This window comes from Pseudonocardia halophobica, from assembly GCF_027922425.1.
Taxonomy (GTDB): domain Bacteria; phylum Actinomycetota; class Actinomycetes; order Mycobacteriales; family Pseudonocardiaceae; genus Pseudonocardia; species Pseudonocardia halophobica.
This window is the reverse complement of the sequence record NZ_BSFQ01000002.1, coordinates 368444-393019: the sequence shown is the minus strand read 5'-3', so window position 1 is coordinate 393019 and position 24576 is coordinate 368444. Positions and strand designations below refer to the sequence as shown.

The 24576-nt window shown below is 71.4% G+C and carries 22 protein-coding genes; 6 read left to right on the top strand and 16 right to left on the bottom strand.

The window, feature by feature from the left end; all coding sequences use genetic code 11:
• Positions 1-16: 16 nt before the first annotated feature.
• From PKE99_RS04225 to PKE99_RS04185, 9 genes are all read right to left on the bottom strand, one after another.
• Positions 17-643 (bottom strand): GntR family transcriptional regulator, encoded by a 627-nt coding sequence (locus tag PKE99_RS04225; RefSeq protein WP_197040427.1) that lies wholly within the window; start codon positions 641-643, stop codon positions 17-19.
• Positions 644-793: 150 nt separating this feature from the next.
• Positions 794-1612, bottom strand: a complete 819-nt coding sequence (locus PKE99_RS04220) for an IclR family transcriptional regulator (RefSeq protein ID WP_197040426.1) — start codon at positions 1610-1612, stop codon at positions 794-796.
• Between the two features lie 81 nt (positions 1613-1693).
• On the bottom strand, positions 1694-2980 hold the full coding sequence (locus PKE99_RS04215; protein WP_051736691.1) for an aromatic ring-hydroxylating oxygenase subunit alpha: 1287 nt from the start codon (positions 2978-2980) through the stop codon (positions 1694-1696).
• Positions 2981-3124: 144 nt separating this feature from the next.
• Positions 3125-3883: an SDR family NAD(P)-dependent oxidoreductase gene (locus PKE99_RS04210; protein ID WP_037040006.1), complete on the bottom strand. Its 759-nt coding sequence runs from the start codon at positions 3881-3883 to the stop codon at positions 3125-3127.
• A gap of 11 nt (positions 3884-3894) precedes the next feature.
• The gene (locus PKE99_RS04205) at positions 3895-4665 is read right to left on the bottom strand and encodes an SDR family NAD(P)-dependent oxidoreductase (RefSeq protein ID WP_037040004.1); all 771 of its coding nucleotides are present in this window, start codon (positions 4663-4665) and stop codon (positions 3895-3897) included.
• A gap of 16 nt (positions 4666-4681) precedes the next feature.
• A complete protein-coding gene (locus PKE99_RS04200; protein ID WP_051736690.1) occupies positions 4682-5893 on the bottom strand; it encodes a M24 family metallopeptidase in 1212 nt (403 codons plus the stop codon).
• A 248-nt stretch (positions 5894-6141) separates the two neighbouring features.
• Positions 6142-7086, bottom strand: coding sequence for a glycine betaine ABC transporter substrate-binding protein (locus PKE99_RS04195; RefSeq protein WP_051736689.1), 945 nt, complete (start codon positions 7084-7086; stop codon positions 6142-6144).
• Positions 7087-7103: 17 nt separating this feature from the next.
• Positions 7104-8006, bottom strand: coding sequence for an ABC transporter permease (locus PKE99_RS04190; protein WP_051736688.1), 903 nt, complete (start codon positions 8004-8006; stop codon positions 7104-7106).
• Positions 7999-9339 (bottom strand): quaternary amine ABC transporter ATP-binding protein, encoded by a 1341-nt coding sequence (locus PKE99_RS04185; protein ID WP_231498026.1) that lies wholly within the window; start codon positions 9337-9339, stop codon positions 7999-8001. The genes PKE99_RS04190 and PKE99_RS04185 overlap by 8 nt, the downstream gene beginning before the upstream one ends.
• A gap of 476 nt (positions 9340-9815) precedes the next feature.
• On the opposite strand from PKE99_RS04185, the gene PKE99_RS04180 reads away from it, so the two are divergent.
• On the top strand, positions 9816-10991 hold the full coding sequence (locus PKE99_RS04180; protein ID WP_081923700.1) for an FAD-binding oxidoreductase: 1176 nt from the start codon (positions 9816-9818) through the stop codon (positions 10989-10991).
• Positions 10992-10997: 6 nt separating this feature from the next.
• Here PKE99_RS04180 and PKE99_RS04175 read toward each other — a convergent pair whose 3' ends face one another.
• From PKE99_RS04175 to PKE99_RS04155, 5 genes are read right to left on the bottom strand one after another with little or no spacing between them, the layout of a single operon-like run.
• A complete protein-coding gene (locus PKE99_RS04175) occupies positions 10998-12353 on the bottom strand; it encodes a flavin monoamine oxidase family protein (protein ID WP_037040001.1) in 1356 nt (451 codons plus the stop codon).
• Between the two features lie 12 nt (positions 12354-12365).
• Positions 12366-13385, bottom strand: coding sequence for an Ldh family oxidoreductase (locus tag PKE99_RS04170; RefSeq protein ID WP_051736687.1), 1020 nt, complete (start codon positions 13383-13385; stop codon positions 12366-12368).
• 21 nt (positions 13386-13406) lie between these two features.
• Entirely contained in the window at positions 13407-14123 is a 717-nt protein-coding gene (locus PKE99_RS04165; RefSeq protein ID WP_156067079.1) for a GntR family transcriptional regulator, read from the bottom strand.
• Positions 14110-15753, bottom strand: a complete 1644-nt coding sequence (locus PKE99_RS04160) for a hydantoinase B/oxoprolinase family protein (RefSeq protein ID WP_037039998.1) — start codon at positions 15751-15753, stop codon at positions 14110-14112. Before PKE99_RS04160 ends, PKE99_RS04165 begins: the two co-directional genes overlap by 14 nt.
• On the bottom strand, positions 15750-17756 hold the full coding sequence (locus PKE99_RS04155) for a hydantoinase/oxoprolinase family protein (protein ID WP_231498025.1): 2007 nt from the start codon (positions 17754-17756) through the stop codon (positions 15750-15752). The genes PKE99_RS04160 and PKE99_RS04155 overlap by 4 nt, the downstream gene beginning before the upstream one ends.
• Positions 17757-18150: 394 nt before the next feature.
• On the opposite strand from PKE99_RS04155, the gene PKE99_RS04150 reads away from it, so the two are divergent.
• Positions 18151-18666 carry a cupin domain-containing protein gene (locus PKE99_RS04150; protein ID WP_037039996.1) on the top strand — a complete coding sequence of 172 codons (516 nt, stop codon included), beginning with the start codon at positions 18151-18153 and terminating at the stop codon, positions 18664-18666.
• Positions 18667-18821: 155 nt separating this feature from the next.
• Here PKE99_RS04150 and PKE99_RS04145 read toward each other — a convergent pair whose 3' ends face one another.
• Positions 18822-19493: a GntR family transcriptional regulator gene (locus PKE99_RS04145; protein ID WP_156067076.1), complete on the bottom strand. Its 672-nt coding sequence runs from the start codon at positions 19491-19493 to the stop codon at positions 18822-18824.
• Positions 19494-19736: 243 nt separating this feature from the next.
• Here PKE99_RS04145 and PKE99_RS04140 point away from each other — a divergent pair, with 243 nt between their 5' ends.
• From PKE99_RS04140 to PKE99_RS04130, 3 genes are all read left to right on the top strand, one after another.
• Positions 19737-20648 carry a proline dehydrogenase family protein gene (locus PKE99_RS04140; RefSeq protein WP_037039994.1) on the top strand — a complete coding sequence of 304 codons (912 nt, stop codon included), beginning with the start codon at positions 19737-19739 and terminating at the stop codon, positions 20646-20648.
• Between the two features lie 146 nt (positions 20649-20794).
• On the top strand, positions 20795-22147 hold the full coding sequence (locus PKE99_RS04135) for an MFS transporter (protein ID WP_037039993.1): 1353 nt from the start codon (positions 20795-20797) through the stop codon (positions 22145-22147).
• A 125-nt stretch (positions 22148-22272) separates the two neighbouring features.
• Entirely contained in the window at positions 22273-23064 is a 792-nt protein-coding gene (locus tag PKE99_RS04130) for an SDR family oxidoreductase (protein ID WP_037039991.1), read from the top strand.
• A 59-nt stretch (positions 23065-23123) separates the two neighbouring features.
• Here PKE99_RS04130 and PKE99_RS04125 read toward each other — a convergent pair whose 3' ends face one another.
• On the bottom strand, positions 23124-23885 hold the full coding sequence (locus PKE99_RS04125; RefSeq protein WP_081923699.1) for a universal stress protein: 762 nt from the start codon (positions 23883-23885) through the stop codon (positions 23124-23126).
• A 114-nt stretch (positions 23886-23999) separates the two neighbouring features.
• Between PKE99_RS04125 and PKE99_RS04120 the strand changes: the two genes are divergently transcribed.
• Complete coding sequence (locus PKE99_RS04120) at positions 24000-24503, top strand: GreA/GreB family elongation factor (protein ID WP_037039981.1); 504 nt, start codon at positions 24000-24002, stop codon at positions 24501-24503.
• The last annotated feature ends 73 nt before the right edge of the window (positions 24504-24576 follow it).

The following is a 24576-nucleotide window of genomic DNA, read 5'->3' as shown; positions in this document are numbered from 1 at the left end:
GGGGCGCGACGACCCCTCACGTGCGGGTGGCGAGGACCGTCGAACGCACCTCCTCGGAGAAACCCCGGAGGTGCTGTTCGGCGGCCATCCGCGCGGCGAGCGCGTCGCCCCGCACGATGGCCTCGACGACCGCACGTTGGCTGCGGACGGCCTGGGCGACCGCGAGATTCTCCTGCAGACAGAAGTTCCAGATGCGCAGGGCCAGATTGGCGTACTGGTTCAGGGTGGCCTCGAGGAACTCGTTGCGGGCGGCGGCGTAGATCGCCCGGTGCACCCGGGCGTCGAGCTCGGTGTGCTCGGCCCGGTCGTGGCTGCCGTGCTCCAGGTCGTCGAGCAACGCCCGCAGCGCCCCGTGGTCCTCCTCGGTCGCCCGCTCGGCCGCGAGCGCCGCCGCGAGGCCCTCGAGCTCCACGCGGATCTCGGTCAGCCGGGCCTCGTCGGCGAGGTTGATCCGGGAGACGAAGGTCCCCTGGCGGGGGTAGGTGACGGCGAGCCTCTCCAGCGTCAGCCGCTTGAGCGCGTCGCGGATCGGGGTGAGCCCTAGCCCCAGGGAGGCACTGAGCGCCTTCTCATCGAGCGGGGCCCCCGGCTGCAGGCGCACGGCGACGATGTCGTCGCGGATCCGGCGGTATGCCTGATCCATCAACCGCTCCCGCCCGCGAGCCCCGGGACCCGCATCGATGGAGCTGCTCATCGTTCCTCCCGGGGACTCTGCCGGACGACGACAGCGTAACCGCCGGTCCCGCTGACATATCTGTGCAACGACGGAGGGAACCCCTCAGCCGGGAACCCCTCAGCCGCCGGACCGGTCGACGACCTCGAGCACCGACTCCGACCCGCGCCCCCGCCGGAGCGCCGCCTCGATCCGACCGGCGGCGCGCAGCAGGTGATCGATCGCGTGTCGTCCGCGCTGCCGGGACAGCCGCTGCGTGGGACCGCCCAGGCTGAGCACGCCGAGGAGCTCGTCGGCCGGTCCCCGGATCCCGGTGGAGACGCCGGACAGACCCTCCTCCTCCTCGTCCCGGGAGATCGCGTAGTGCTGCTCACGGACGCGCACCAGCTCCGCACGGAGCGCCTCCGCGGTCGTGATCGTCGAGGGGGTGAACTGCGCGAGCGGCTCGGCGAGGAAGCGCTCGAGGCGCTCGTCGTCGTAGCTGGCCAGGAGCACCTTGCCGCTCGCGCTGGCGTGCAGCGGGAAGCGCTGCCCCACCCAGGACTGCGGGCGCAGCTGAGCCGGTGCGTCGACCTGGGACACGAGGTCGAGGCCGCCGTCGGGCGCGACGACGCTCAGCGTCGCCGTCTCCCGGACGTCGGCGACGAGGTCGCCGACGATCGGGCGGGATGCCTCGCGGAGGAGCAGCTGCTCGTCGGTGTTGCGGGCCAGGCGCAGCAGCTCCGGTCCGAGCAGCACGCGGTCGTCGCCGGGGATCCTCAGGAGGAAGCCCTCCTGCTCGAGGGTCTGGATCATCCGCAGCGCCGTCGCCCGCGGCAGCCCGGCGCTCCTGGCCAGCGAGGAGACGTTGGCGTCCCGATCGGCGGCGGTGGCGCGCAGGAGCGTGATCGCCTTCCTCACCGACTGGTTGAGCTTGGCCGATCCTTCCGCAGACGCCATGGGGGCACGGTACCGAGGACCCGGCTCCGCGAGCCCGGCCTCCCCGGCCCCGGTCCGGCCCATCCGGCTGCCCCGGCCCGATCAGTACGCCCGGCCGGACAGGTGGGCGCGGACCCGGGAGACGTACCAGGTGACGAAGGCGTCGACGTCGCCCTCGACCTCCGAGTAGGGGCCGGGCTGGTAGCTGGGGTCCTCCACACCTCGCTGGGCGCGCGCGACGAAGGCGCTGTCCTGGGCGTTGGTGGCGTTCCACACGTGGGTGAGGGTCGGGAGGTCGTAGTCGACGCCCTCCTCGGCGTCCTCGTGGACCAGCCAGGTGGTGCGCAGGAAGGTCCGGTCCGGCCCGAGGGGCAGCACGGTGAACACCACCGCGTTGTCGGAGAGCATGTGGAACCACGAGTTCGGCTGCATGTGCAGGTGGAAGTCGCCGAAGCGGTCGTCGGCGATGGCTCCGAGCCGCTTGCGGCACACGGCCTCGCCGCCCACGTGGTACGACTTCCCGGCGCCGTCGAGCGGGGCGTGGGAGATCATGAACCCGGTGGGCCGGTCGTCGAGCTCGCGCAGCGTCTCCCTCGGGAAGCCCTGACGGAGGCACGAGGCCTCGAGGGCCTCGGTGGCCCTCTCGAAGCGCTCCCAGACCCGGCGCAACCGCAGCGGGACGTCCTCGGCGGTGTAGCCGTGCAGTGGGAAGTAGGCCCCGAGCAGCTCGGGGTGGCCGTCACAGTGGTAGCACTCCCGGTTGTTCTCCATGACGAGCTTCCAGTTGCCTTCCTCGACGAGGTCCACCTGGTGGGCGACCTTCGTCCGCCCCAGCTCGTACGGAGCCAGGTACGGCTCGATCCGCGCCGCCACCTCGTCGAAGTCGGCCGGCGGCTCGTCGGCGAGACAGACGAACACGAACCCGCCGACATCGCGCACGTGCACCGGCTTGAGCCCGAAACGGCTGCGGTTCAGCGTCGCGGGCTGGTTCTCGGCGTGCAGCAGCCGGCCGTCGACGTTGTAGGTCCAGTGGTGGTAGGGGCACACCAGGTTTCCGACACTGCCGCACCGGTCGTCCAGGATCCGCGAGCCACGGTGCCGGCAGACGTTGTGGAACGCCCGCACCTGCTCGTCGTCGTCCCGGACGACGATCACGGAGTACGGGCCGACATCGACCGTGACGAAGTCGCCGGGCTCAGGCACCTCCGCCGCGGTGGCCACGAACAGCCAGTGCTTCGTGAAGACGGCCTCCATGTCCAGATCGAAGACCTCCCGGCTCGTGTAGAAGGGCGCCTCGAGGCTGTACCCGGCAGTGCGGCGGCCGACCAGGCCCGTCAGGTCGTCGCGCAGGTCTCCACGGCGGGACGCCCGCTCGAGCTCGATGGTCATGAATGCGTCTCCCAGAGATGAGCCGGAGAGGTGTGACGGGGACCGTGGGAGGCCGACCGGCGGGTCGCGGTGCGATGCCCTGTGCCCACTGTTCAGTGGCGGATGCCCACTAGGTGACGTGGTACCACGCTGCCGACCGGAGGGTCAAGACGGCAGCGGCAGCTTCGCGGTCCGGCCACCGTCGAGCACCACGATCTCGCCGGTCAGGAAGCCGGAACGGTCGCTCGCCAGGTACACGGCGAGATCACCGACGTCGGTGGGCCGCCCGACGCGGCCCAGGGGATGCAGACGGTTCAGGGCGGCGCGGGCCGCAGCCGGGTCGGCGTGCGACTCCAGGTACGTCTCGCTCAGGTCGGACGAGATCCAGCCGGGGGCGATGGCGTTGCACCGGATGCCGTCGGCACCGAGATCGACGGCCATGGCGCGCGTCATCCCGTGGATGCCCGCCTTGGACGCGCAGTAGGCGGCATGGCCGGGATTCGCGCCGAGCCCCTCGATGGAGCCGATGTTGATGACGCTCCCTCCACCACGCCGTCGCATGTGTGGCAGGGCGGCCTGGACCAGCAACAGCGGCGCGCGCAGGTTGACCGCCATCATGAGATCCCAGTCCTCCGGCCGGATCTCCGGGATCGTGCGCTCGAACATGATCCCGGCGTTGTTGACGAGGACGTCGACACCGCCGAACCGTTCGACCGTGCGCTCGACCGCCGTGGCGGTCGACGAGGAGTCGCTCAGGTCGGCCTGGATCTGGGCAACCCTCGGGTGCCCCTTCAGCGCGTCGTCCAGCGGCCGGCGTTGGACGACCGCCACCTGCGCCCCTTCCTCGAGGAAGCGATCGACGATGCCGCGGCCGATCCCGCGCCCGCCGCCGGTCACCAGGGCGATCTTCGCTTCCAGCTGCACCGGTCCTCCCCTCAGCTGCCCACGGGCTTGGCGCCCGTGACCTCGACGGTCTCGCCGGCGATGTAGCGCGCCTCGGCGGAGGCCAGGAACGCCATGACGTCCGCGATCTCCTCGGGCTCCGCGATGTGCCCCAGCGGCACGGTCCTGTTCAGCTCGTCCACGGCCTTCTGCGGATCCAGCCCTCGGCGCTCGAACCCGGAGCGCAGCATCGGCGTGTTGATCTCGTGCGGACAGACGGCGTTGACGCGGATCCCGTCCGGAGCATGATCGCGTCCCAGGCTCCTGGTGAAGGAGGCCACCGCCCCCTTGCTCGTGCAGTAGGCGATGTGTCCCGGCCCGGGGTACACACCCCACACGGAGGACGTGTTGACGATCGCCCCTCCTCCGCGCCGCTTCATGGCGGGAATGGCCGCTCGGCACAGGTAGAACATGGCGGTGAGGTTCACGTCCAGGGCGGCGTGCCACATGTCGTCGGACGTCTCGAGAATGGTCCCGCGAGGGATGATCCCGGCGTTGTTGAACAAGATGTCGACGCCGCCGAAGCGTTCCACGGTCTCCGCGACCACCCGCTCGCAGTACGCCTTGTCCCGCAGATCACCGACGACGGAGCCGATCGCACCACCGCCCGTGGTCCCGACCTCCTCCTCGACCGAGCGGCACCCCTCCGCCGACACGTCCGCCACCATCACGGCGGCACCTTCCCGGGTCAACGTGCGCACCAGGGCCCTCCCGACGCCTCCCGCGCCTCCCGTGACGATCGCGACCTTCTCCGAGAACCTCACGCTGCTCCTCCCGCGGTCACGCCGCCGACAGCCGTTCGTCGTGGGGCGCGTGGCTGAGGACCTCCACACCCGCGGACGTCACGAGCACCTGCTCCTCGAGCTTGAGCCCCTCGTCCTCGCCCTCGACCCCGACGTAGGCCTCCACGCTGAAGACCATCCCGTCCTCGACCTCGCCGGCGTGATGGTCCTGGAAGGCGATGATCGGGTACTCGTCACTGAGGCCGCTGCCGTGCGCGATGAAGGGGTAGCGCTCCGCGTGGTAGGCGGCGGGTAGGCGGCGGCTGAGCCGTTCACCGACCTCGTCGAACGCGGCCCCGGGCTTCAGTTCGGCGATGATGTCGGCCAGGAAGTCCTGGGCGTCGGCGTAGAGCCGGCGCTGCCGCGCCGAGGGCTTCGCGGAGCCGACGAGGTAGGTGCGGGAGAGATCGGCCAGATAACCGGCCGGACCGATGAGGTCCGTGTCGAACGCCACCAGGTCGCCGCGCTGCATGCGGCGGTCACTGGCCTCGCGGAACCACGGGTTCGTCCGCGGCCCGGACGCGAGCAGGCGACACTCGGCGAACTCCGCGCCCAGCGCGAACGCCCGGCCGAGGAGCCGGCCCCACGCCTCGTTCTCGGTCGTCCCCGGACGCAGCGCCTGGTACATGTCGGTGACGGCGGCATCGGCGACGGCCACCGACCGGCGGATCAACTCGATCTCGTCGGCCCCCTTGACGGCCCGCGCCCGTTCGACGGCCAGCTGCGCCGGTACGAGGTGCACCCCGGCCTCCTGCAGCGCGAGGAACCCGTACGCGTCGAGCCGGTCGACCCCGATGCGCTCGTCCACGATCCCCCGATCGCGGAGCACGCGGGTCATGTCCGCCGCGAACGCGGCGGACCGGTGGCCGGCCTGCTCCCCGACGCCGAAGACCGACCAGCCCGTCGCCGCCCGGACCTCGATGCCGGGGTACGGGGAGCGGAGCTCGGGAGGTGCCGAGGCGTACTCCCACAGCACCGGCTCACCCTCCACCGGCACCAGCAGGTAGCGGTCGATCGAGTGCATCGTCCACACCGGCATGATCGAGGTCCCGGAGGCGTAGCGGACGTTCACGGGGTCGGTCAGCAGGGCGGCGGCGATGCCGTGCCGGCGCAGCGACGCGCGCAGTCGGACGAGCGCGTACCCCACAGCCCCTTCGGCGAGCAGGGCATCCACCTCCGGGCGGCTGGTGCGCGCCTCGGGCGGGGCCACCGCGGGCAGCCTCGTCGGCCTCGGCCTGCCCGATCCACGCGACCATCTGGTCGTCGTCCTGCCCACGCTTCCCTCCCGCCGCTCGACCGTGCCGGCGGATCGTACGACTTCTCATCAACAGATGAACAGAGGCGCCCACAGAGTAGTCATCTCGTGGTCATCTCCGACGCTGACGCCGCAGACGACAGGGCCCGGCCGATCGGCGCGCGCCGATCAGCCGGGCCCTCCGGCTCACCTCGACCGGGAGGTCAGCTGCTCGTACCCGTGAACCAGGCGTCGACCACCTGCTGGTTCTCGGAGATCCACTGCTTGGTGGCCGCCTCCTCCTGACCCTTGCCGGCCTCCTGGATCTTCAGCATCAGGCTGGAGAGCTGCTCAGGAGTGATCTTGAAGTTCTTCAGCCACCCGGCGACCTCGGGATTGGCCTCGCTCCACCCCTTCGTGGCGATGATCTTCATCTGGTCGGGCGGGCCCCAGGCCCCCTGCGGGTCCTCCAGCACCTTGAGCGGGTAACGGCTGAACGCCCAGTGCGGCTTCCACAGCGTCACGACGACGGGCTGGTTCTGCTTGATGGCGGCGTCGAGCGTGGCGAGCATGGCGGGCGAGCTGCCTTCGACCAAGGTCATGCTCTCGAGACCGTAGGCCGGGATGACCTTCTCGCGCATGGCCTTCATCTCCCCGGCCCCGGCCTCGATGCCGACGATGCGGTTGCCGAGGACACCGGCGTGGGTCTTCACGTCGGCAATGGTGTTGATGTCGTTGACGTAGTTCGGCACGACCAGGGTGTTCACGCCGTCCTGCCAGGCCGTCACCTCTTCGAGCTGGTCGGAGAAGCGGTCCCAGTACACCCCGTGGGTGCTGGGCAGCCACGCGTCGAGATAGAGGTCGATCTGGCCGTTGGCCACGCCGGTGAAGGTGCTCGCGATGTCGAGCTCCTGCATGTTCACGGTGTAGCCGCGCTGTTCGAGGAGCACCTTCCAGAGATTGCTGGCAGCGACGTCCTCGTCCCACCCGGCGACGACCGAGATGCTGACGTTCTTCTCGCCCCCACTGCCGCCCGAACCGGAACCGCCACCACTCGAGCCGCCGCTGAACGTGGTCGTCTGGCCGCTACACGCAGCGATGGACGTGACGAGCAGGGCGATGAGTCCGGCGAGCAGCGACGTGCGGCGTCGGCGAGGCGAGCGGGGCATCTTCGATGACTCCTTCGTCATGACGACGCCAGAGCGGGCTGGTCGGTCTCGGTGGTCGTGGCCGGCGCGGGGGCCTGTGTGCGGGCCTTGGGGCGGCGCCGGCGGGGTCTGGCGAGGGCGCTGGTGAGGCGGTCGAGGTAGATGGCGAGGAACACCACGGCGATGCCGCCTTCGAAGCCGGCGCCGACGTCGAGGGTGCTGATGCCGCGGACGACGACGGCCCCGAGGCCGCCGGCACCGACCAGCCCGGCGATGACCACCATGGACAGCGCGAGCATGAGGGTCTGGTTGACCCCGGCCATGATCGACGGCATGGCGAGGGGCAGCTGCACCTCGCGCAGCATCTGGCGCGGTTTGGCACCGAAGGCGATCGCGGCTTCGACGACCTCCTTGTCGACGTTGCGGATACCCAGCTCGGTCAACCGGACCGCCGGCGGGATCGCGAACACCAGTGTCGAGATGACACCCGGCACGACCCCGATGCCGAAGAAGAACACCGCCGGGATCAGGTAGACGAACACCGGCAGCGTCTGCATGAAGTCCAGGATCGGACGGACGACACTGCTGACCTTGCGGCTGCGCGCGGCCCAGATCCCGACCGGGATACCGATGGCCACCGCGAACACGGTCGCCACCACCACCACCGCCAGGGTCTGCATGGCCTCGATCCACAGCCCCATCGCCTCGATGAGCAGGAACGCGATGAGGGTGAACAGGCCGAATCCCCACTTGCGCTCGAGGAGCGCGAGCACGACGAAGATCGCGATGACGACGTACGGGCTCGGCGCGGTCAGCACGATCAGCACGGCGTCGAGCAGCGCCAGCATCACGGTGGAGATGAAGTGGAACAGCGCGCCGAGGTTCGCGGTCAGCCAGTCGACCAACGCACCGACCGGCGCCCCGACGTTGATGCTAGGCATTGCCGTCGTCCTTCCTCGGGTGCGGGGTGGCGAGCGCGTTGAGCAGGGTCGCGCGCGGGACGACGCCGACCAGCCTTCCGTCGGTGTCGGTGACGGCCAGCGGCACGCTGTTACGGCCCACGAGCGTGCAGATGTCGCTCAGCGGCGCGTCCGCCCCGACCGTCTTGAACTCGTTGGTCACCAGCTGCCCCACGGTCGCGCGCTGGCGCCCCACCCCGGCGGCGAGGAGGTCCGCGCGGGTGATGCCGGCGATGTGCCCCTCGTCGTCCAGCACATAGGCGCCGACACCCTCGACGTTGCTCAGCCGGCGCAGCACGTCCTGCGGGTCGTCCCGCTCGGTGGCGGTGACCAGCGGCTCCTGCATGATCGTGCCCGCGGTGAGGACCCTCGAGCGGTCCACGTCGGAGATGAACTCGGTGACGTAGTCGTCGGCCGGGGAGTTGAGGATCTCCTGTGCGGTGCCGAGCTGCACCACCTTGCCGTCGCGCATGATCATGATTCGGTCGCCCATGCGCATGGCCTCGTTGAGGTCGTGGGTGACGAAGACGACCGTCCGGTTCAGGTCGCGCTGCAGCTCCATCAGCAGGTCCTGCATGTCGCGGCGGATCAGCGGGTCCAGCGCGCTGAACGGTTCGTCCATCAGCAGGATGTCCGCCTCCGAGGCGAGCGCGCGGGCCAGCCCGACCCGCTGCCGCATCCCGCCCGACAACTCCCCCGGTAGCGAGTCGCCCCAATCGCCCAGACCGACGGTCTGCAGGGCCCAGTCGGCGCGCTCGTCCCGCTTCGCCGCGGATTCGTTACGCACGTGCAGCGCATAAGAGGCGTTCTCCCGCACGGTGCGGTGGGGGAACAACGCGAAGTGTTGAAACACCATATTGATCTTGCGGTTGCGGAGCTCCCGCAATTCGCCGTCGGGCATCGTGGCCACGTTCCGGCCGTCGATCAGCAGCTCGCCGGAGCTGGGCTCGATCAACCGGTTGAGCATGCGCAACACGGTCGACTTCCCCGATCCGGACAAGCCCATGATCATGAAGAACTCACCCGGCGCGACCGAGAACGTCACGTCGTCCGCGGCGGCCTTCGGCTTCGTGTCGGCTCCGGAGTCCTTGGCGCGCCGCCACCCCCGGTGGCGTGACTCGGACCCGCCACGAGGGCCGTAGATCTTGGTCAGCGCAGTTGCCTTGATGGCGGCCTCGACAGCCGAAGCCCCGGCCGCCACGTCGGGCTGCACACTCCGCACTTGGGTGGTCATCGCCACTCCGTTCGCTGGTGTTTCGCTATGCGGGACAGTAGTGCGATCCAGATCACAACGGTCATCCTGCGACTGTTGCATGTCAAGACCGACCACTTCTCTGTTGCGGAAGCGTCGTCATTGCGGTTGACGTACAGCGTTACGACGACGCGCCACACTCAGCGGTACTCATGACCGACGGCGCGCCGACCGCTGTGGCCGACCGCCATGGGCGCATATCTCCGAGCGAAAGCCCTGGACTCGTCGGCCGGGTATCACCCGTTACCCGTGCCCACCAGGTCTGCGAGACCAGCGCATGCTGATTGGTATATCAGTTTCATGGGAGGGTAGGACGCGATCGGGCGAGAGTCAAGGGACGCGACCGGACTTCTCCGGACACGCGATCCGACCTGCCGGCATGTCCGACCGCGCGACCTTGCAGTCGGCAGGGCCGAGACCTTACGCTGCGACCACCAGATGAGCATAGGTGTCCGATTAGTGGTTACCAGCGGGCCGGCCGCCGCGAGTCATCGTCGGAACCGGCGAACGCAGGTCAGAACGTCGAAGGGCGCACAGCGATGACGATGGTGGACAGCCCGGCCGGACTCGACGCCGGCCGCACGTCCGAGGTCCGGTCCGCGGAGCAGCTGCTCCCGGACCATCCCTCCGGCTTCGCCGTGTGGGGCGAGACCGACAACTCGACGTTGGTCTGCCGGCAGGTCCAGGAGGTCACCCACGACGTCAGGACCTTTCTCTTCGAGCCGTCCCGACCCGCGCTGTTCCACTTCGAGCCCGGCCAGTTCGTGACCTTGCACCTGCAGATCGACGGCCGCTCCGTCAGCCGTTGCTACACGATCTCCACGCCGCCGACGCGTCCTCATCTGCTGGGGATCACGGTCAAGCGTCAGCCCGGAGGCCTCGTGTCGAACTGGCTGCACGACACGATGAGGCCCGGGCAGCGGATCTCCGCCGAGGGCCCCTTCGGCGTCTTCACGATCGCCCGCCGTCCGGCCGGGAAGTACCTGTTCCTCTCCGGGGGCAGCGGCATCACGCCCGTCATGTCGATGACCCGGACCCTCTACGACCTGGGTTCGGATGCCGACGTCGTGTTCGTGCACAGTGCCCGGACCCCGTCCGACATCATCTTCCGCCGCGAGCTCGAGACGATCGCGAGCACGGCGCCCACCGTGCGCGTCGTCCCCGTCTGCGAGCGGGACACACCCGGAGAACCGTGGGGTGGGCTGCGCGGGTTCCTCGGTGTCGAGATGCTGCACCTGCTGGTGCCCGACCTGGCGGAGCGCGTCGTGTTCTGCTGCGGACCCGCGCCCTACATGGCCGCCGTCCGGCAGATGCTCAGCGAGACCGGTTTCGACATGCAGAACTACTGCGAGGAGTCGTTCTCCTTCGAGGACCTCACCATGAAGGAGTTCTCCGCTCACGCGACGACGGACCTCGCCGCGGACGAACCGGGAGCGGGCTCCGCGGAGACCAGGACCTACTCGATCGAGTTCGTCCGCAGCGGCCGCGTCATCGTGTGCGCAGAGGACGAGAACGTGCTCGACGCCGCGTACGCCGCCGGCCTGACGCCGATGTCGTCGTGCGGGCAGGGAATGTGCGGCACGTGCAAGACGACGATGCTCTCCGGCGTGGTGGACATGCAGCACAACGGCGGTATCCGCCCGCGCGAGATCGCCCGGAACAAGGTCCTGATCTGCTGCTCGAAGCCGCTGAGCGACCTGACGATCGACGCCTGATCCCTCTCAGCCGGTGACCGTCGCCGGGGCGGTCCGTCGCGCCCGGATCTCTGCCGCAACCCGCCCGGCCTCCGTCAACGCGCCGTGCGTCCCGGCCGTCTCCGACGTCCAGTCCCCGGCGAAGTGCAGTCCACCGACCTCCCTGCGCAGCTCCGGGACCGCGGCCGCACGCTGCGGGCTCAGCAGCGCGAAGCAGTGCTCCCAGGTCTGCAGGTGCGCCGCGCGGATGCGTCCGCGCAGCCCCGGAGCCACGGTGAGGAAGTCCTCCAGCCAGGCCTCCCGCAGGGCCGGGTCCTCGACCACGTCGGGCCGATGACCTGCGCTGTTGCCGTAGCACATGTAGTGGACGATCTCCTCGCCGTCGCGACCGTCGCGGAAGTCCTGCGGGCCGGGGGCCGGGTTGATGATGCAGTCGAAGGCCGCGCCGACAGTCGTGACGAACGACCAGTCGCGGTGCTCCTCGACCCCCGTGACGTCGGCGGCCACGATCATGACCGTGCTGCCCGGGGTCTCCGCGACCGCCAGGGCGTTCCGCTTCCACTCCGGGAGGCCGGCGACGAGGGTGTCCACCAGCGGGGCGGGCACGGCCAGCACGACCTGCGGGGCCCGGAGGTCCACGGGTCCGTCGGGCCCGGTCGCCGTGACGCGGTAGGTCGCCGACTCCTCGTCGGGGACGACCCGTTCGACGGCGGTGGACAGGTGCACGCTGCCCTCGGGGAGGCGGGCGGCCATGCCGAGGGAGAGGGCCTGCTGACCCTCGAGCGCGAGGAGCCGGTTCTCCCGTTCCAGGGCCGGGTAGCTGGCGAAGTAGCGCAACGCGTACTGCGCGCTGAGGGTGTCGGTGCGTCCGACGGAGCCACCCTGCACCGCGGTCTCGAGGATGCGGCGGGCCCGTTCGGGCAGCGTCGCGAACCGCTGGGCGACGGTCTCGCCGGCCAGGCTCGTGCTGGACCGCGACAGCTGCCCTCCGGCCGTGTACTCCCGGTACTCCGCGACCGCGTCCTGCAGCGTCCCGAGCAGCGCCGCACGCTCGTCGTCGGCGAGGCCGAGGCCGTCGACCAGGTCCTGCAGGTCGGGCGAGACCGAGGTGCGGCCGCCCTCCGAGATCCCGTAGGTGGTCGGGAGGAAGGGCACCGTCGAGAGCCCGAGCTCCGCGGCCACCTCCTCGCTGCGGGTGCCGCGGTAGAGGAACAGTGCCCCGGTGTTGGCCTTCCCGCCGGGAAGATCGACGCTGAGTGTCCGGCCCCCCACGGTGGGGGCGGCTTCGAGGACCACCACGTCCCGGCCCGAGTCCCGCAGCTCGTAGGCGGTCCCGACGCCGGCGGGTCCGCCGCCGACGACGATCACGTCGTGGTTCGACATCTCTGCTCCCCGTCAGTCCTCGTCGGTCGCGATCCGCTGGGTCGACGCGACGGCCCGGTCCGCCGCGCCGGCGTCCTCCAGGCGCTGCAGGACGGCCGCCTCGAGCTCCACCCGATCTGCCGGACCCGTCCTCTCGAGTGCGGGCAACCGGACGTCGTGTTCGGCGCGCAGGGTGTCGAGTTGCCCGGCGAGCCGTTCCGTGGAGCCGGGGAAGGTCGCAGGATCGATACCGAGCACGAACACGCCGATGCCCGGCGAGCTGCTCCCCTCGTGGAAGGGGGCCGCGTCCAGCGAGAACGATGCGCCCGAGAGGGTGGCGAGCACCTCCACCAGCAGGGCCACGTTCCCGCCCCGGTAACCACCGAACGGCAGGAGGGTGCCGTCGAGGGCCGCGTCGGCGTCCCGGGTCGGCTCGCCGCCACGGTCGAGCGCCCACCCCGCCGGGATGGGCTCGCCCGCCTCGGCCGCCCGCCGGACGTTGACGAACGCCGTGGCCGAGGAGGCCTGGTCGATGACGACCGGCGCCCTGCCCGGACGCGGGAGTCCGTACGCGAGCGGGTTGGTGCCGAGGACGGACCTGCGGGCGCCACCGATCGACATCAGCGCGGGGCTGTTCGCCGCGGCCAGCGCGACGAGGTCCTGTGCGGCGAGATGGCGCGCGTAGTAGCCGAGCTCCCCGCAGGTGAAGGAGTTGCGGATCCACAACGCGGCGAGTCCGGACTCTCGGGTGGCCTCGAGCAGGCCGTCGAAGGCGTCCGCGAAGGCGGTCTGGGCCAGGCCGGACCGGGCATCGGCATCCAGGACGGCCGGCGCGACGCGTCGCACGACGGGTTGTGCGTCCTTGCTGATCCGACCCTGTGCGTAGCCGTCGAGATAGTCGAAGAGGTGCCCGACCCCGACGGCCCGGTTGCCGATGACCTCGGCCTCGGCGGTCGCCTCGGCCAGCACGCGGGCGTCGCGAGCGCCGGCGCCTGCGGCCAGCAGGGCGCTGCGACACAGCTCGATGAGCTCGTCGCGATGGATCACGGCCATCGGAAGGCATCCTCTCGCGTCCTACGCCGGCGGCAGGTCCTGGTCGAAGCCGAGGGACTCGACGGGGGTCGCCTCGAAGAACTCGACGACCCGGTCGCGGAACAGGTGGACGTGGCGCGCGGCGACGCGCTCGGCCTCGTCGACGTCCCGGGTCCGCAGCGCTTCGATCATCGCGGTGTGGTCGGTGCACACCCGCTCGAGGTGGTCGTCGAGGTCGAGGACGCCGCCACGGTCCCCGCCGAAGCAGAGGTAGGACAGGCGTTGGCCCAGGTTCTGCACGTTGTTCGCCAGCACGCGCAGGTGTTCGTTGCGGGCACAGCGCGCCTCCGCGCGATGGAGCTCGGCGTTCGTGGCTGCGATCCCGGCAGGGTCGCCCGCCCGGACGGCGTCCTCGACGGCGTCGGTGAGCTCGGCGAGATGGTCGATCTCGGTGTCCGTCGCCCGGGTCGCGGCGAGCCGGGCCACGGCTCTGGCCACGACGATGTGCGCCTCGAAGAGCTGGCTGATGTCGAACAGGTCGAGCGGCCGGACGGTGAACCCTCCGCGCTCGCCGGGAGTGACGAGTCCTTCGGCGCCGAGCCGGAACAGCGCCTCCCGGACCGGGGTGCGGCTGAGCGCCAGGTCCTTGGCCAGCGCGACGTCGTCGAGCCGCTGCCCCGGCTCGACCTGCAGCGTGATGATCCTTCGTCTGATCTCCTGGAAGGCCTGCTCCATCACCGAGCGATCACGCTTGGGCACCGACCGATCCTTCCACGCCCGCGGCCGTCGATCGGTCTTTGCCGAAGCCGCCGCCCCCGGCGGTCCGGACCGAGAGGGTGGCTCCGGCCTCGAGCCGGACGGAGCTCATCGCGGGCAGCTCGGTGGTGCCGGAGTCCCGGTGCGTGACGGCGATGCGGGCGCCGGTCGCGTCCCGGCCCCCGTGCAGGCCCCAGGGTCGGCTGTCGACGCGGGCGGTCGCCACGACCGCGGTCGCCGCGCCGTCGGTGAGGGTGATCTCCCGGATCAGCCCGTCTCCCCCGCGCCACCGGCCGGCGCCGCCGGTGCCGCGCGCGATCGCGTAGCGGTCGACCCGCAGCGGGTACTCCCGCTCGATCACCTCACAGGGGGTGTTGCGGGTGTTGGTCATGTGCGTGTGCACCGCGCTGTCGCCGTCGGCGTGCGGGCCGGCTCCCTGTCCGCCCCCGTAGGTCTCGACGTAGGAGTAGTAGCGCCCGGTGCGCGGGTCGCGGCCGCCGATGGTCACGATGCTCATGCTGCCGCTGGACGCGGCGGGAACCCGGTCCGGGACGATCTGGGCGAAGGCACCGAGGAGGGCGTCGACGATGCGCTGCGCGGTCTGGGTGTTCCCGTTCGCCACCGGGGCCGGGAACTCCGCGGCGCAGACCGACCCGGGCCGGGTCAGGACCCGGACGGGGCGCATCAGGCCGGCGTTGGACGGCAGCGTCGGGTCGGTCAGGGCCTTGACGACGTACCCCGCGCACGCCTCGGTGACCGCGTAGGAGCAGTTGACCGCGCCGGGCACCTGGTCGGCGCTGGCCGTCAGGTCGATCTCCACGACGTCCCCCCGCTTGCGGACGGTGGCGGTGATCGGGATCGAGCGGGGCTCGACGCCGTCGTGCTCGAGGTGGTCGGTGAAGCTCGCGATCCCGTCCGGCAGGGCGGCGACGGCGGCGCGGGTGCGCCGCTCGGCGTAGCGCACGAGGGCCGAGCAGGATCGCCGGAAGAGCCCGGGGCCCCACTCCGCGACCATCTCGCCGATGCGGCGTTCACCGAGCCGGTTCGCCGCGAGCTGGGCCATCAGGTCGCCGCGGGTCTTGTCCGCCGTGCGGACGTTCGCCATCAGGAGCGCGATCAGGTCGGTGCGGAGCTCGCCGCGCTGAACGAGCTTGACCGGCGGGATGCGCACGCCCTCCTGGAAGATCTCCGTCGCGTGCGTGGCCATCGAGCCCGGGACGATCCCGCCGACGTCGACGTGGTGAGCCATGTTCGCCACGACGGCGACCAGCCGGCCGTCGGCGAAGACCGGGGTCACCAGGCAGGTGTCGGGAAGGTGCGAACCGCCCAGGTAGGGGTTGTTGCTGATGAGGACGTCCCCGGGCTCGAGCGAGCCGGTCCCGACCTCGGCCAGCACGTTGCGCACCATGGTCGGCATCAGTCCCAGGTGCAGCGGGATGTGCTCGGCCTGCGCGATCAGCTCGCCCGTCGGGGAGTACACCCCCGCCGAGCAGTCGCGGCGGTCCTTGATGTTCGGCGAGTAGGAGGTGCGGATCAGCGCCGTCCCGATCTCCTCCGCCGTGGACTCGAAGCGGTTGCGGGCGATCTCCAGCTCCACGGGCCCGAGATCGTCGGAACAGTGGTCGGCGGTCACGGGCGCTCCTCGTGGATGTGGAGGAATCCGACGGTGTCGTGGTGGCACACCTGGCCCGGGGCGACGACGACGGTCGAGTCGAGCTGCTCGAGCACCAGCGGACCGGCCAGCTCGACGCCGGCGGGAAGGTCGTCGCGGCGGTAGACCGGGCACGCGTGCCGCTGCGCGCCGAAGAGCACCGAGCGGATGTCGACCGGCTCCGGCGGAGCGCCCTCGGCCACCGTCGCGGGCACGTCGCCCGCGCCGGGTGCCTCGACGACCGCGCTCGCCCGCACGGCGACGATCTCCAGCACGGCGTCGGGATCGTCGAAGCCGTAGCGCTCCAGGTGCGCGTTGTCGAAGGCCTTGCGCAGCGCGGCGAAGTCCGCCTGCCAGGGCACGGTCAGGGCGTAGCTCTGCCCCAGATAGCGGGCGTCGACGAGCCGGTCGACGGTGACCAGTGCCGGATCGACTCGCTCGCGCTGTTCCAGGAAGCGGATCGCGTCCGCCGTGAGCTCCTCGAGGGTGCGAGCCACCGTGTCGAGCTCGGCTGCGCTGGTCGCGGACGCGGCGGCCGCGAAGTCGTGCCGCACCGGGGCGTCGAGCATGCCCACCGCCGAGGCGATCCCGGGATGCGGCGGCACGACCGCGCCCTTCATCCCCAGCTCGCGGATGAGGTCGGTGGCGTGCAGCGGGCCGGCACCACCGAAGGCCATCAGCACGCAGTCACGCGGGTCGATGCCGCGCTCGATGCTGACCTTGCGCACCCCGCGGGCCATGGTCGCGGTGATGACGCGCAGCACGCCGGCGGCGGCCTCCTCCTCGTCGAGCCCGAGCTCGCCGGCGAAGGCCGCCAGCCGTTCGCGTGCGGCGTCCAGGTCGAGCGCGAGCCGGCCGCCGAGCAGGCTGCTGCCCAGCCGGCCGAGCAGGGCGTGGGCGTCGGTCACCGTGATCTGCTCGCCGCCGCGGCCGTAGCAGACCGGGCCGGGACGCGCGCCCGCGCTCTGCGGGCCCACCCGCAGGCTGCCGCCCGCGTCCCGCCACGCGATCGAGCCGCCACCCGCACCGATTGTGTGCACGTCCACGGCCGGCATCCGCAGCGGGTAGCCCTCGAGCTCACCGGAGGTCATCTCGCCGGGCACGCCGTCACGGATCAGCGCGATGTCGGTGCTCGTGCCCCCGATGTCGAAGCTCACCACGCGGGGCAGACCCAGCTGCGATGCCCACCGCGCTGCGCCGACCACCCCGCCGACCAGGCCGGACAGCACGGTCCGGACGCTGTGCTCGCGGGCACTGCCGGCGCCGAGCAGACCCCCGTTGGACTGCATGACCCACACCCGCGCCGGCATCGCCCGCTCGGCGAGCCGAGTCTCGAGTCGCTCGAGGTAGTCGGCGATCGCCGGCTGGACGTAACCGGAGACGACGGCGGTGGAGGTGCGCTCGTACTCGCGCATCTCCGGGGTGACCGCCGTGGCGGCGAGCACCGACGGGGCCGCCCCGGCCCGACGCAGGTGCTCCACGACGCGCTGCTCGTGCGCCGGATCGACGTAGGCGTTGAGCAACGAGACGACGACGACCTGCGGAGCGGCGGCCCGGATCCGCTCGGCGAGCCGGTCCAGCTCCGCTTCGGCGGGTGCGACGAGCACCGCGCCGTCGGCCGCCAACCGCTCGGTGACCTCCCAGGTCAGTTCGTGCGGGACCAGCGGGGCGGCGCGCCGCACCGACAGGTCGTAGAGGGCTGGGCGGCTCTGGTGCCCGATGTGGAGCATGTCCGCGAACCCGGCGGTCGTAACCAGCCCGACCCGGGCACCGGTGCGCGTGAGCAGGGTGTTCGTCGCGACCGTGGTGCCGTGGACGAACCGCTCGACCGAGCCGAAGTCCGCCCCGGCCCGTTCGAGGGCCTCCTTGACCCCGCGCACCACCGCGTCGTCCGGCGCCTGCGGGCTCGAGGACACCTTCCACACCTCGACCGAGCCGTCCGGTCGCCGGACCGCGACGTCGGTGAAGGTGCCGCCGGTGTCCACGGCGACCCGCACCTGTCCGGCACGACGTGCGTGCCCGTCAGGACTCGTCGGTGACATGGGACTCCTCGGTCACCTGCAGATGTTCGAATACCACTCGTCGACGACGGTAGGCCACGAACCGGGCCCGGACAAGACCAGGCCGGCTCAGCGCGCGAGAAGTGCCCGCACGCTGTCGGAGAAGCCGCGCAGAGGGGCCCGGGCGGCGGCGCGGGCGGCGTCCCACCGGGACCACGATGGGCCAGCAGTCGTTCGGCGCCGGCGGGATCGGGCACCAACGACAGGACGGGATCGGTCCTGGCCCTGCAGCGCTGGGTCAGCGGTCGTTTCCTCGAGGAGAACCTGTCGCCCGACATGGACCGGACGTACCCGCACATGGGCTGAGGAGGTCGCGACCATGGACAGCAAGGACACCCACGTCGAGCGATCAGGCGACGGCGCCTTCGGTCACGTGCTGCACGACGGCACGATCCCCGTCGGCGTCCAGTGGTTCTTCCGCGAGCGCACACAGCTCCCGGTGGCGATCAACCGGTGGTCCTTCCCGCCGGGCGCCACCGAGGGAGTGCACGCCCACCCTCCGATGCCGGGCGAGGACGGCGCGGCGGCCGGCGAGCTCGAGGAGGTCTACGTCCTCGTCCGCGGCCGGGCGACCCTGCTGGTCGGCGAGACGGCCACCGACCTCTCCCCCGGCGACGCCTTCATCGCCCCGCCCGGCCTGCCCCACGGCGTCCGCAACGACGGGCCGGACCCGGCGGAGTTCCTGGTCATCTGGGGACCGCCCGCCGGAGGCTTCGACTGGAGCCGCTTCCGCCTCGGGCGCTCCGCGGCGGCGGCGTCCGGGAGCCGCCGGGCCGATCACCCGAGCACGACCGACGCGCCCGCGGAGTCGGCCGCCCCGAGGGAGAAGGCATGACGACCGCGGGAGCCGCCACCGGCTCTCCGTCCCGACCATCCCGGCCCGGGACTTCCGGCTCTGCCGCTTCTCGGAGGGCGACCTGCTGCGCAGCCCGCACCCCTACGTCGGGGCCGGCGAGATGCGCTGAACGAGCGTCTGCCTCGCGCGTCCGATCAGCCCACGCCCCCGAGCTGATGCTCGATGCGCGCCGTGGCGCTGAGCAGCGACGCCTCGGTGACGGCCGCGGCGGCCACGGCGTCGTGGTCGCGCGCCGCCTCGACCAGACGCGGTTGGAACGACCACAACGTCCCGTCGTCCTCCTCGACCGCCCGGCGCGCGCCGACGATCTTGTACACCCGGCAGCGCTCCCACAGACCCCGGATCGTGTCGAGGAGGACGGCGTTGCCGCCCGCGGCGTAGAGCGTGGCCAGGAGGGCCTCGTCGGCATCGAGCGCGGTCACCACGTCGCCGGCCGCCACTGCCTCCGACATCGCCGCGCAGTGCGCCGCCATGACCGCGGCGTCCTCGTCGGTCATGTTCGGGGCGCCCAGTCGGGCAGCATCGACCTCGAGGACCCGGCGCACGTAGTACACGTCGCGCAGCTCGACCAGCGTCAGCCCGCGGACCACCGCGCCACGATGCGGGACGCTCTCGGCGAGCCCCGCCTCCTCCAGGCGGCGGATCGCCTCCCGCACCGGCATCACGCTGGTACCGAGTTCCGCTGCGAGGTCGCGGATCCGCAGCCGGTGCCCGGCCGGCATCCCGCCGTTCATGATCTGCTCGCGGATCGCCGTGAAGACCCTGTCCGGCAGCAAGGACAGGCTCTCCAGCTTCGACATCGCCATGGCACCACCCTCAACGCCGGCTCCCCGAGAGCCCGGCCTGCGGACCGGCAGCGATCCGCGGCTCGGGACTCCCCGGCCGCCGCATGAGCGCGTCGACCGGCCCATTGTGTGATCTGTGATTACATCCTACTCTGGGAGCCCGGAGAAGGACAGCGACGCCGCGTCCGAGGCCCGGCGCCGGCCCCTCCTCCCTGTCCTCGATGCGTTCATGCCATCCGACGCACGCGATGCAGGAGGAAGAACATGATCAGGAAGCTGCTGCTCCTGGCCGCCGGGAACGTGCGGCTCGAGAAGTTGGTGAGCCGCAGTCGCCTGACCAGTGGGCTCGTCTCCCGGTACGTCGCCGGCACCACCCTCGACGACGTCATCGCCGTGTCGCGGTCGCTCCACGCCAAGGGCATCGACGTGAGCCTCGACCTGCTCGGCGAGACCGTCGGCGACCTGCGGGAGTCCGCTGCGGCGACGGCGGCTTATGTCGAGACGATCCACGCGATCGCCGACCGCGCCCCCGGTGGGACGGTGTCGGTGAAGCTCTCGCAGCTGGGGGTCGGCCTGGACCAGAGCGTGTGCGCGGGCCACCTCAAGCAGCTCCTCGAGGTCGCCGAGGAGTGCGGGGTCACCGTCGAGGTGGACATGGAGCACAGCTCGGTCGGCCCCCAGACCCTGGAGATCTACCGGACGTTCCTGCCGTCCTTCCCGCGGACCCGCGTGGCGCAGCAGGCCGCGATGCGGCGCTGCCCGGAGGACCTGGGCTCGTTCACCGACGTCAAGCCGCGCATCCGCCTGGTCAAGGGGGCCTTCCTCGAGCCGATCGAGAAGGCGCTGCAGGAGCGGGAGGAGATCACCGCCCAGTACCGGTACCTGGCGAGCTGGGCGCTCGCGAACCTGCCCGACCCGGCCTTCGGCACGCACGACGACGTGTGCATCGACCACGTCAGGGCCGAGGCCGACCGGCTCGGCGTCGATCGCCGCGACTTCGAGTTCCAGATGCTCTACGGCGTGCGCCGGGACCTGCAGGAGCGACTGGCCGCCGAGGGCTACCGGGTGCGGGTCTACGTCCCCTTCGGCGGCCAGTGGTACCCGTACCTCATGCGGCGGATGGCCGAGCGTCCCGCCAACCTCCTGCTCTTCCTGCGTTCACTGCTCGGAGGCTGAGACCACCGCAGGTCCTGACGACACGGACCGTCCCCTGATCGCCCGACCCCTGAGTCATCAACGGGCCCGGCCGGCCAGCCGATCCCGGCGGCGCCCTCGCAGGTCGACGCTGGAGGTCACCCACCAGACCGACCGGAGAGGGAACCGTGTCCGCAGCCGTCCGCACCCCGCCGTCCCCCGGCCCGACGCCCTCCGCGGGCCCGCGGCCCGACCGCACGGCGGTCCGCCGGATCAACCTGGCCAGCATGGCGGGCACCACGATCGAGTTCTACGACTACTTCATCTACGGCACGGCCGCCGCCCTCGTCTTCCACAAGGTCTTCTTCCCCGCCGTGGGCGGCGTCGTCGGCACGATCGCGGCGTTCGGGACCTTCGCCCTGGTGTACGTGTTCCGGCCGGTCGGATCGATCCTCTTCGGCCACGTCGGGGACCGGCTCGGCCGCAAGCGGACCCTGATCGTCACGCTGATGACGATGGGCCTGTGCACCGTCGCCGTCGGGCTGATGCCCGGCGCCGCGACCCTCGGCGTCGCCGCCCCGATCCTGCTGATCGTCCTCCGCGCCGTCCAGGGTCTGGCCGTGGGCGGCGAATGGGCCGGGGCCGCCCTGTTCGCGACCGAGAACGCCCCCGACGGGCAGCGCGGCCGCTTCGCCCTCTACCCACAGGTCGGCGCGACCGTCGCGTTCGCGCTCGCCACCGCCACCTTCCTCGCCGTCGACCTCGGCATCGGAGAGACGAGCGACGCCTTCGTCTCCTGGGGCTGGCGCGTGCCGTTCCTGCTCAGTGCGCTGCTGATCGGGGTCGGGCTCTACGTGCGCCTGCACACCGACGAGACGCCCGTGTTCACCGACGCCGCCCGCACGACCACCCGCCGCGGCGTGCCCTTCCTCGAGGTGTGGCGGCGCCAGCCCCGGACGATGCTGCTCGCGACCGGCCTGGCCACCGGCGTGTTCGCCGCCATGTCCGTCGCCACGTCCTACCTGACGAGCTACGCGACCGGCAGCCTGGGCATGAGCAAGGCCGGCATCCTCGTGATCGACATCATCGCCGCGCTCGTCTCGGTGGCGACCACCGCCTACGCCGCCATTCTGTCCGACCGCCTCGGACGCCGCCGACTCGTCACGGCGGGCTGCATCGGCCTGGCCGTGTGGTCCCTCGTGCTCTTCCCGCTCCTCGACACCCGTTCGCCCTTCGCGATCGGCGCCGGGATCGTCGTCCTGCTCGCCTTGCTCGGCCCCGCCTACGGCCCGCTGGGCGCCTACCTGCCGGAGATGTTCTCCACCCGGTACCGCTACACCGGCTCCGGAGTGAGCTACAACCTCGGTGGGGTCGCCGGTGGCGCCGTCATCCTCGTGGTCGCCGCCCCGCTGACCGCCTCGGCCTGGGGCCCGATCACCCTCGGCCTGTGCATCGCGGGACTGCTGGCGATCGCCGTCGGCTGCCTGCGCCGCCTCCCCGAGACACACGAGCGCGCACTGACCGCCGCGTGCGACGCGTGAGGCCCTCCGGCCGAGGCCCTCTGCCGCAGGGCATCGGCTCGGTGTCCGAGATCACCCCCGCAGGCGAACTGAACGCGCGTTCAGCACTCCATGATGTCAGGGGACTCGACGGAGAGGACAGGACGATGAGCGCGTTCGACGACGACCTGATGGCGGATCGCACGGTCTTCGTGGCGGGCGGCACGAGCGGCATCAACCTCGGTATCGCCCGCAGGTTCGCGCAACTCGGGGCGCGGGTGGCCGTGGCCGGGCGGAACCCCGAGAAGGCGAAGACAGCGGCCGACTCGATCGGCCCCGGCGCGCTGGGCCTGTCGGCGGACGTGCGCGACTACGAGGCCATCCGCGGCGCGATGGAGCAGGTCGCGGCAGAGCTCGGCCCGCTCGACGTCGTGGTGTCCGGCGCGGCCGGCAACTTCCTGGCCCCGGCCGCGAAGATGTCGGCCAACGCCTTCCGCACGGTCGTGGACATCGACCTCAACGGCACGTTCAACGTCTTCCGCGGCTGCTACGACCTGCTCCGCACCCCGGGCGCCTCGCTCATCGCGATCACGGCGGGCCAGGCGGTCAACGCCATGCCCATGCAGGCGCACGCCTGCGCCGCCAAGGCCGGGATCAACCAGCTCGTCCGGGTACTGGCCATGGAGTGGGGCCCCGACGTGCGCGTCAACGGCATCTCCCCCGGCCCCATCGCGGGCACCGAGGGCATGGCCCGGCTCGCGCCCGACGACAGCACCCGCGCGGCCCACTACGCGCGGATCCCGATGAAGCGCTGGGGCGAGATCGAGGAGGTCGCCGAGGCCGCGGTCTTCCTCTCCAGCCCGTCCGCCTCGTACGTGAGCGGGACGATCCTCGACGTCGACGGCGGATCCCAGCTCGGCGACGCGACCCGCAACGACACGAGCAAGGGCCTGGCCTGAGGCCGGCATCGGCGAGGGCCGACCATGGGTCGGGTGTTCTCGTGGACGACGGCGCCGTCTCACGCCTCGACCTGCGGCTGCTCACACGGCACGACCACCACTGAGCAGTGCGCCCGCGCGGCGCACCGGAGAGCGAGGGGCCGCTCGGCGCCCCGGGTGGGAGCCCGTCGGGAGTGACCGAGGACGAGCAGGTCCCCGGGACGGTCGGCCAGGCGGAGCAGCGTCTCGTCCGGATCGCCCGTCGTGACCACGATGCGGACGTCGACGTCGTCGACCGGGGCCGATGCCTGCGCCAGCGCGTGGTAGGCGTTCTGCATCGCCGGCGGCCCCCAGCGGCTGCTCGTCCCGTCACCGTGACGGACGTCGACCGCGTAGAGGACCGCGCCGGTCCCGCGGGCCAGCGACACCGCGGTGTCCACGACGCGTCGACGAGCTCCTCGTCCGCCCACGCCCACGATGACGCGTGGCCGCACAGCCGACTCCACAGCAGTTGTCGGTTCACTCGACACGGCCGCACCGGGCTCGGCGTACGGCGAGGCCCGGTGCTGGTCAGAAGCTGGTGGGCCTGCCGACTGTGTGGCGCCACACGGAGGAGGTCGGCAGGCCCGCCATCCACCATGCCCGCGAATCTCCGGTGCGGGCAGGGCGAGGTCCCGCAACCTCGCACCGGCACTCGTTTCCGGGACTCGGCAAGATTTGCCGAAGACTTCGGAGGTTGTGGTACACGTTGCCGTACCGGCCACCGGCCCCGGGGAGATTCGGGTGCCGACAGTCGGAAACGGTCGACGCCTCCATCTAGCGATCACAGGCTCGACCGTCATCGAGCACGGTCCGACGCGCTTCGGGCCGTGCTCGTTCGCATTCCCCACAACCGGGTCGCCCGCTCGAATCGCGGTCGATCCGGTTCTCTTCCTTTCCCGTGAGGAGTCAAGGACGTGACCGAGGCCCAGGTCTGGTTGGCACCGAGCGCCTACGAGCACCTCAAGGCAGAACTGATCGGGCTGCTGCGGCAGCGCACCGAGGGACTCGGTGGGTCCGCTGCCGAGCAGTTCGTCGGGGACAGTGCCGACCACAACACCGACCAGCAGCTGTTGACCGACCGTCGGGAGCGCGAGAACCGGATCCGGAAGTTGCAGGAACTGCTGCAGAACCCCCTGGTCGGGCAGGATCCTCCGGACGACGGCGTGGCCGAACCCGGCATGGTGCTGACCGTGCGCTACGAGGACGACCAGGAGACCGAGACGTTCCTCCTCGCCCACCACGAGGAGGGCGCGTACCCGGACGACCTGATGACCTGCTCGCCGGATTCACCACTGGGCCAGGCCCTGCCCGGGACGCAGCAGGGCGAGAAAGTGGAGTACGCGCTCCCGAACGGCCAGGCCATGCAGGTCACGCTGATGCGTGCGGTTCCCTACCGCGCGGCGCCCGGGACCGAGTAGCGACGAGGATGCTGCCGGCAGGTTGACCCCCTGGCTAAGGTTGCCGGTCTCCGGCAACGGGGAGCCGGCACGG

Excerpts from the sequence above, each read along its gene's own strand:
- PKE99_RS04225 (WP_197040427.1), bottom strand. The coding sequence starts at position 643 with ATGGATCAGGCATACCGCCGGATCCGCGACGACATCGTCGCCGTGCGC.
- PKE99_RS04220 (WP_197040426.1), bottom strand. The coding sequence starts at position 1,612 with ATGGCGTCTGCGGAAGGATCGGCCAAGCTCAACCAGTCGGTGAGGAAG.
- PKE99_RS04215 (WP_051736691.1), bottom strand. The coding sequence starts at position 2,980 with ATGACCATCGAGCTCGAGCGGGCGTCCCGCCGTGGAGACCTGCGCGAC.
- PKE99_RS04195 (WP_051736689.1), bottom strand. The coding sequence starts at position 7,086 with ATGCCCCGCTCGCCTCGCCGACGCCGCACGTCGCTGCTCGCCGGACTC.
- PKE99_RS04190 (WP_051736688.1), bottom strand. The coding sequence starts at position 8,006 with ATGCCTAGCATCAACGTCGGGGCGCCGGTCGGTGCGTTGGTCGACTGG.
- PKE99_RS04185 (WP_231498026.1), bottom strand. The coding sequence starts at position 9,339 with ATGCAACAGTCGCAGGATGACCGTTGTGATCTGGATCGCACTACTGTC.
- PKE99_RS04180 (WP_081923700.1), top strand. The coding sequence starts at position 9,816 with ATGACGATGGTGGACAGCCCGGCCGGACTCGACGCCGGCCGCACGTCC.
- PKE99_RS04175 (WP_037040001.1), bottom strand. The coding sequence starts at position 12,353 with ATGTCGAACCACGACGTGATCGTCGTCGGCGGCGGACCCGCCGGCGTC.
- PKE99_RS04170 (WP_051736687.1), bottom strand. The coding sequence starts at position 13,385 with ATGGCCGTGATCCATCGCGACGAGCTCATCGAGCTGTGTCGCAGCGCC.
- PKE99_RS04150 (WP_037039996.1), top strand. The coding sequence starts at position 18,151 with ATGGACAGCAAGGACACCCACGTCGAGCGATCAGGCGACGGCGCCTTC.
- PKE99_RS04145 (WP_156067076.1), bottom strand. The coding sequence starts at position 19,493 with ATGGCGATGTCGAAGCTGGAGAGCCTGTCCTTGCTGCCGGACAGGGTC.
- PKE99_RS04140 (WP_037039994.1), top strand. The coding sequence starts at position 19,737 with ATGATCAGGAAGCTGCTGCTCCTGGCCGCCGGGAACGTGCGGCTCGAG.
- PKE99_RS04130 (WP_037039991.1), top strand. The coding sequence starts at position 22,273 with ATGAGCGCGTTCGACGACGACCTGATGGCGGATCGCACGGTCTTCGTG.
- PKE99_RS04125 (WP_081923699.1), bottom strand. The coding sequence starts at position 23,885 with ATGACGGTCGAGCCTGTGATCGCTAGATGGAGGCGTCGACCGTTTCCG.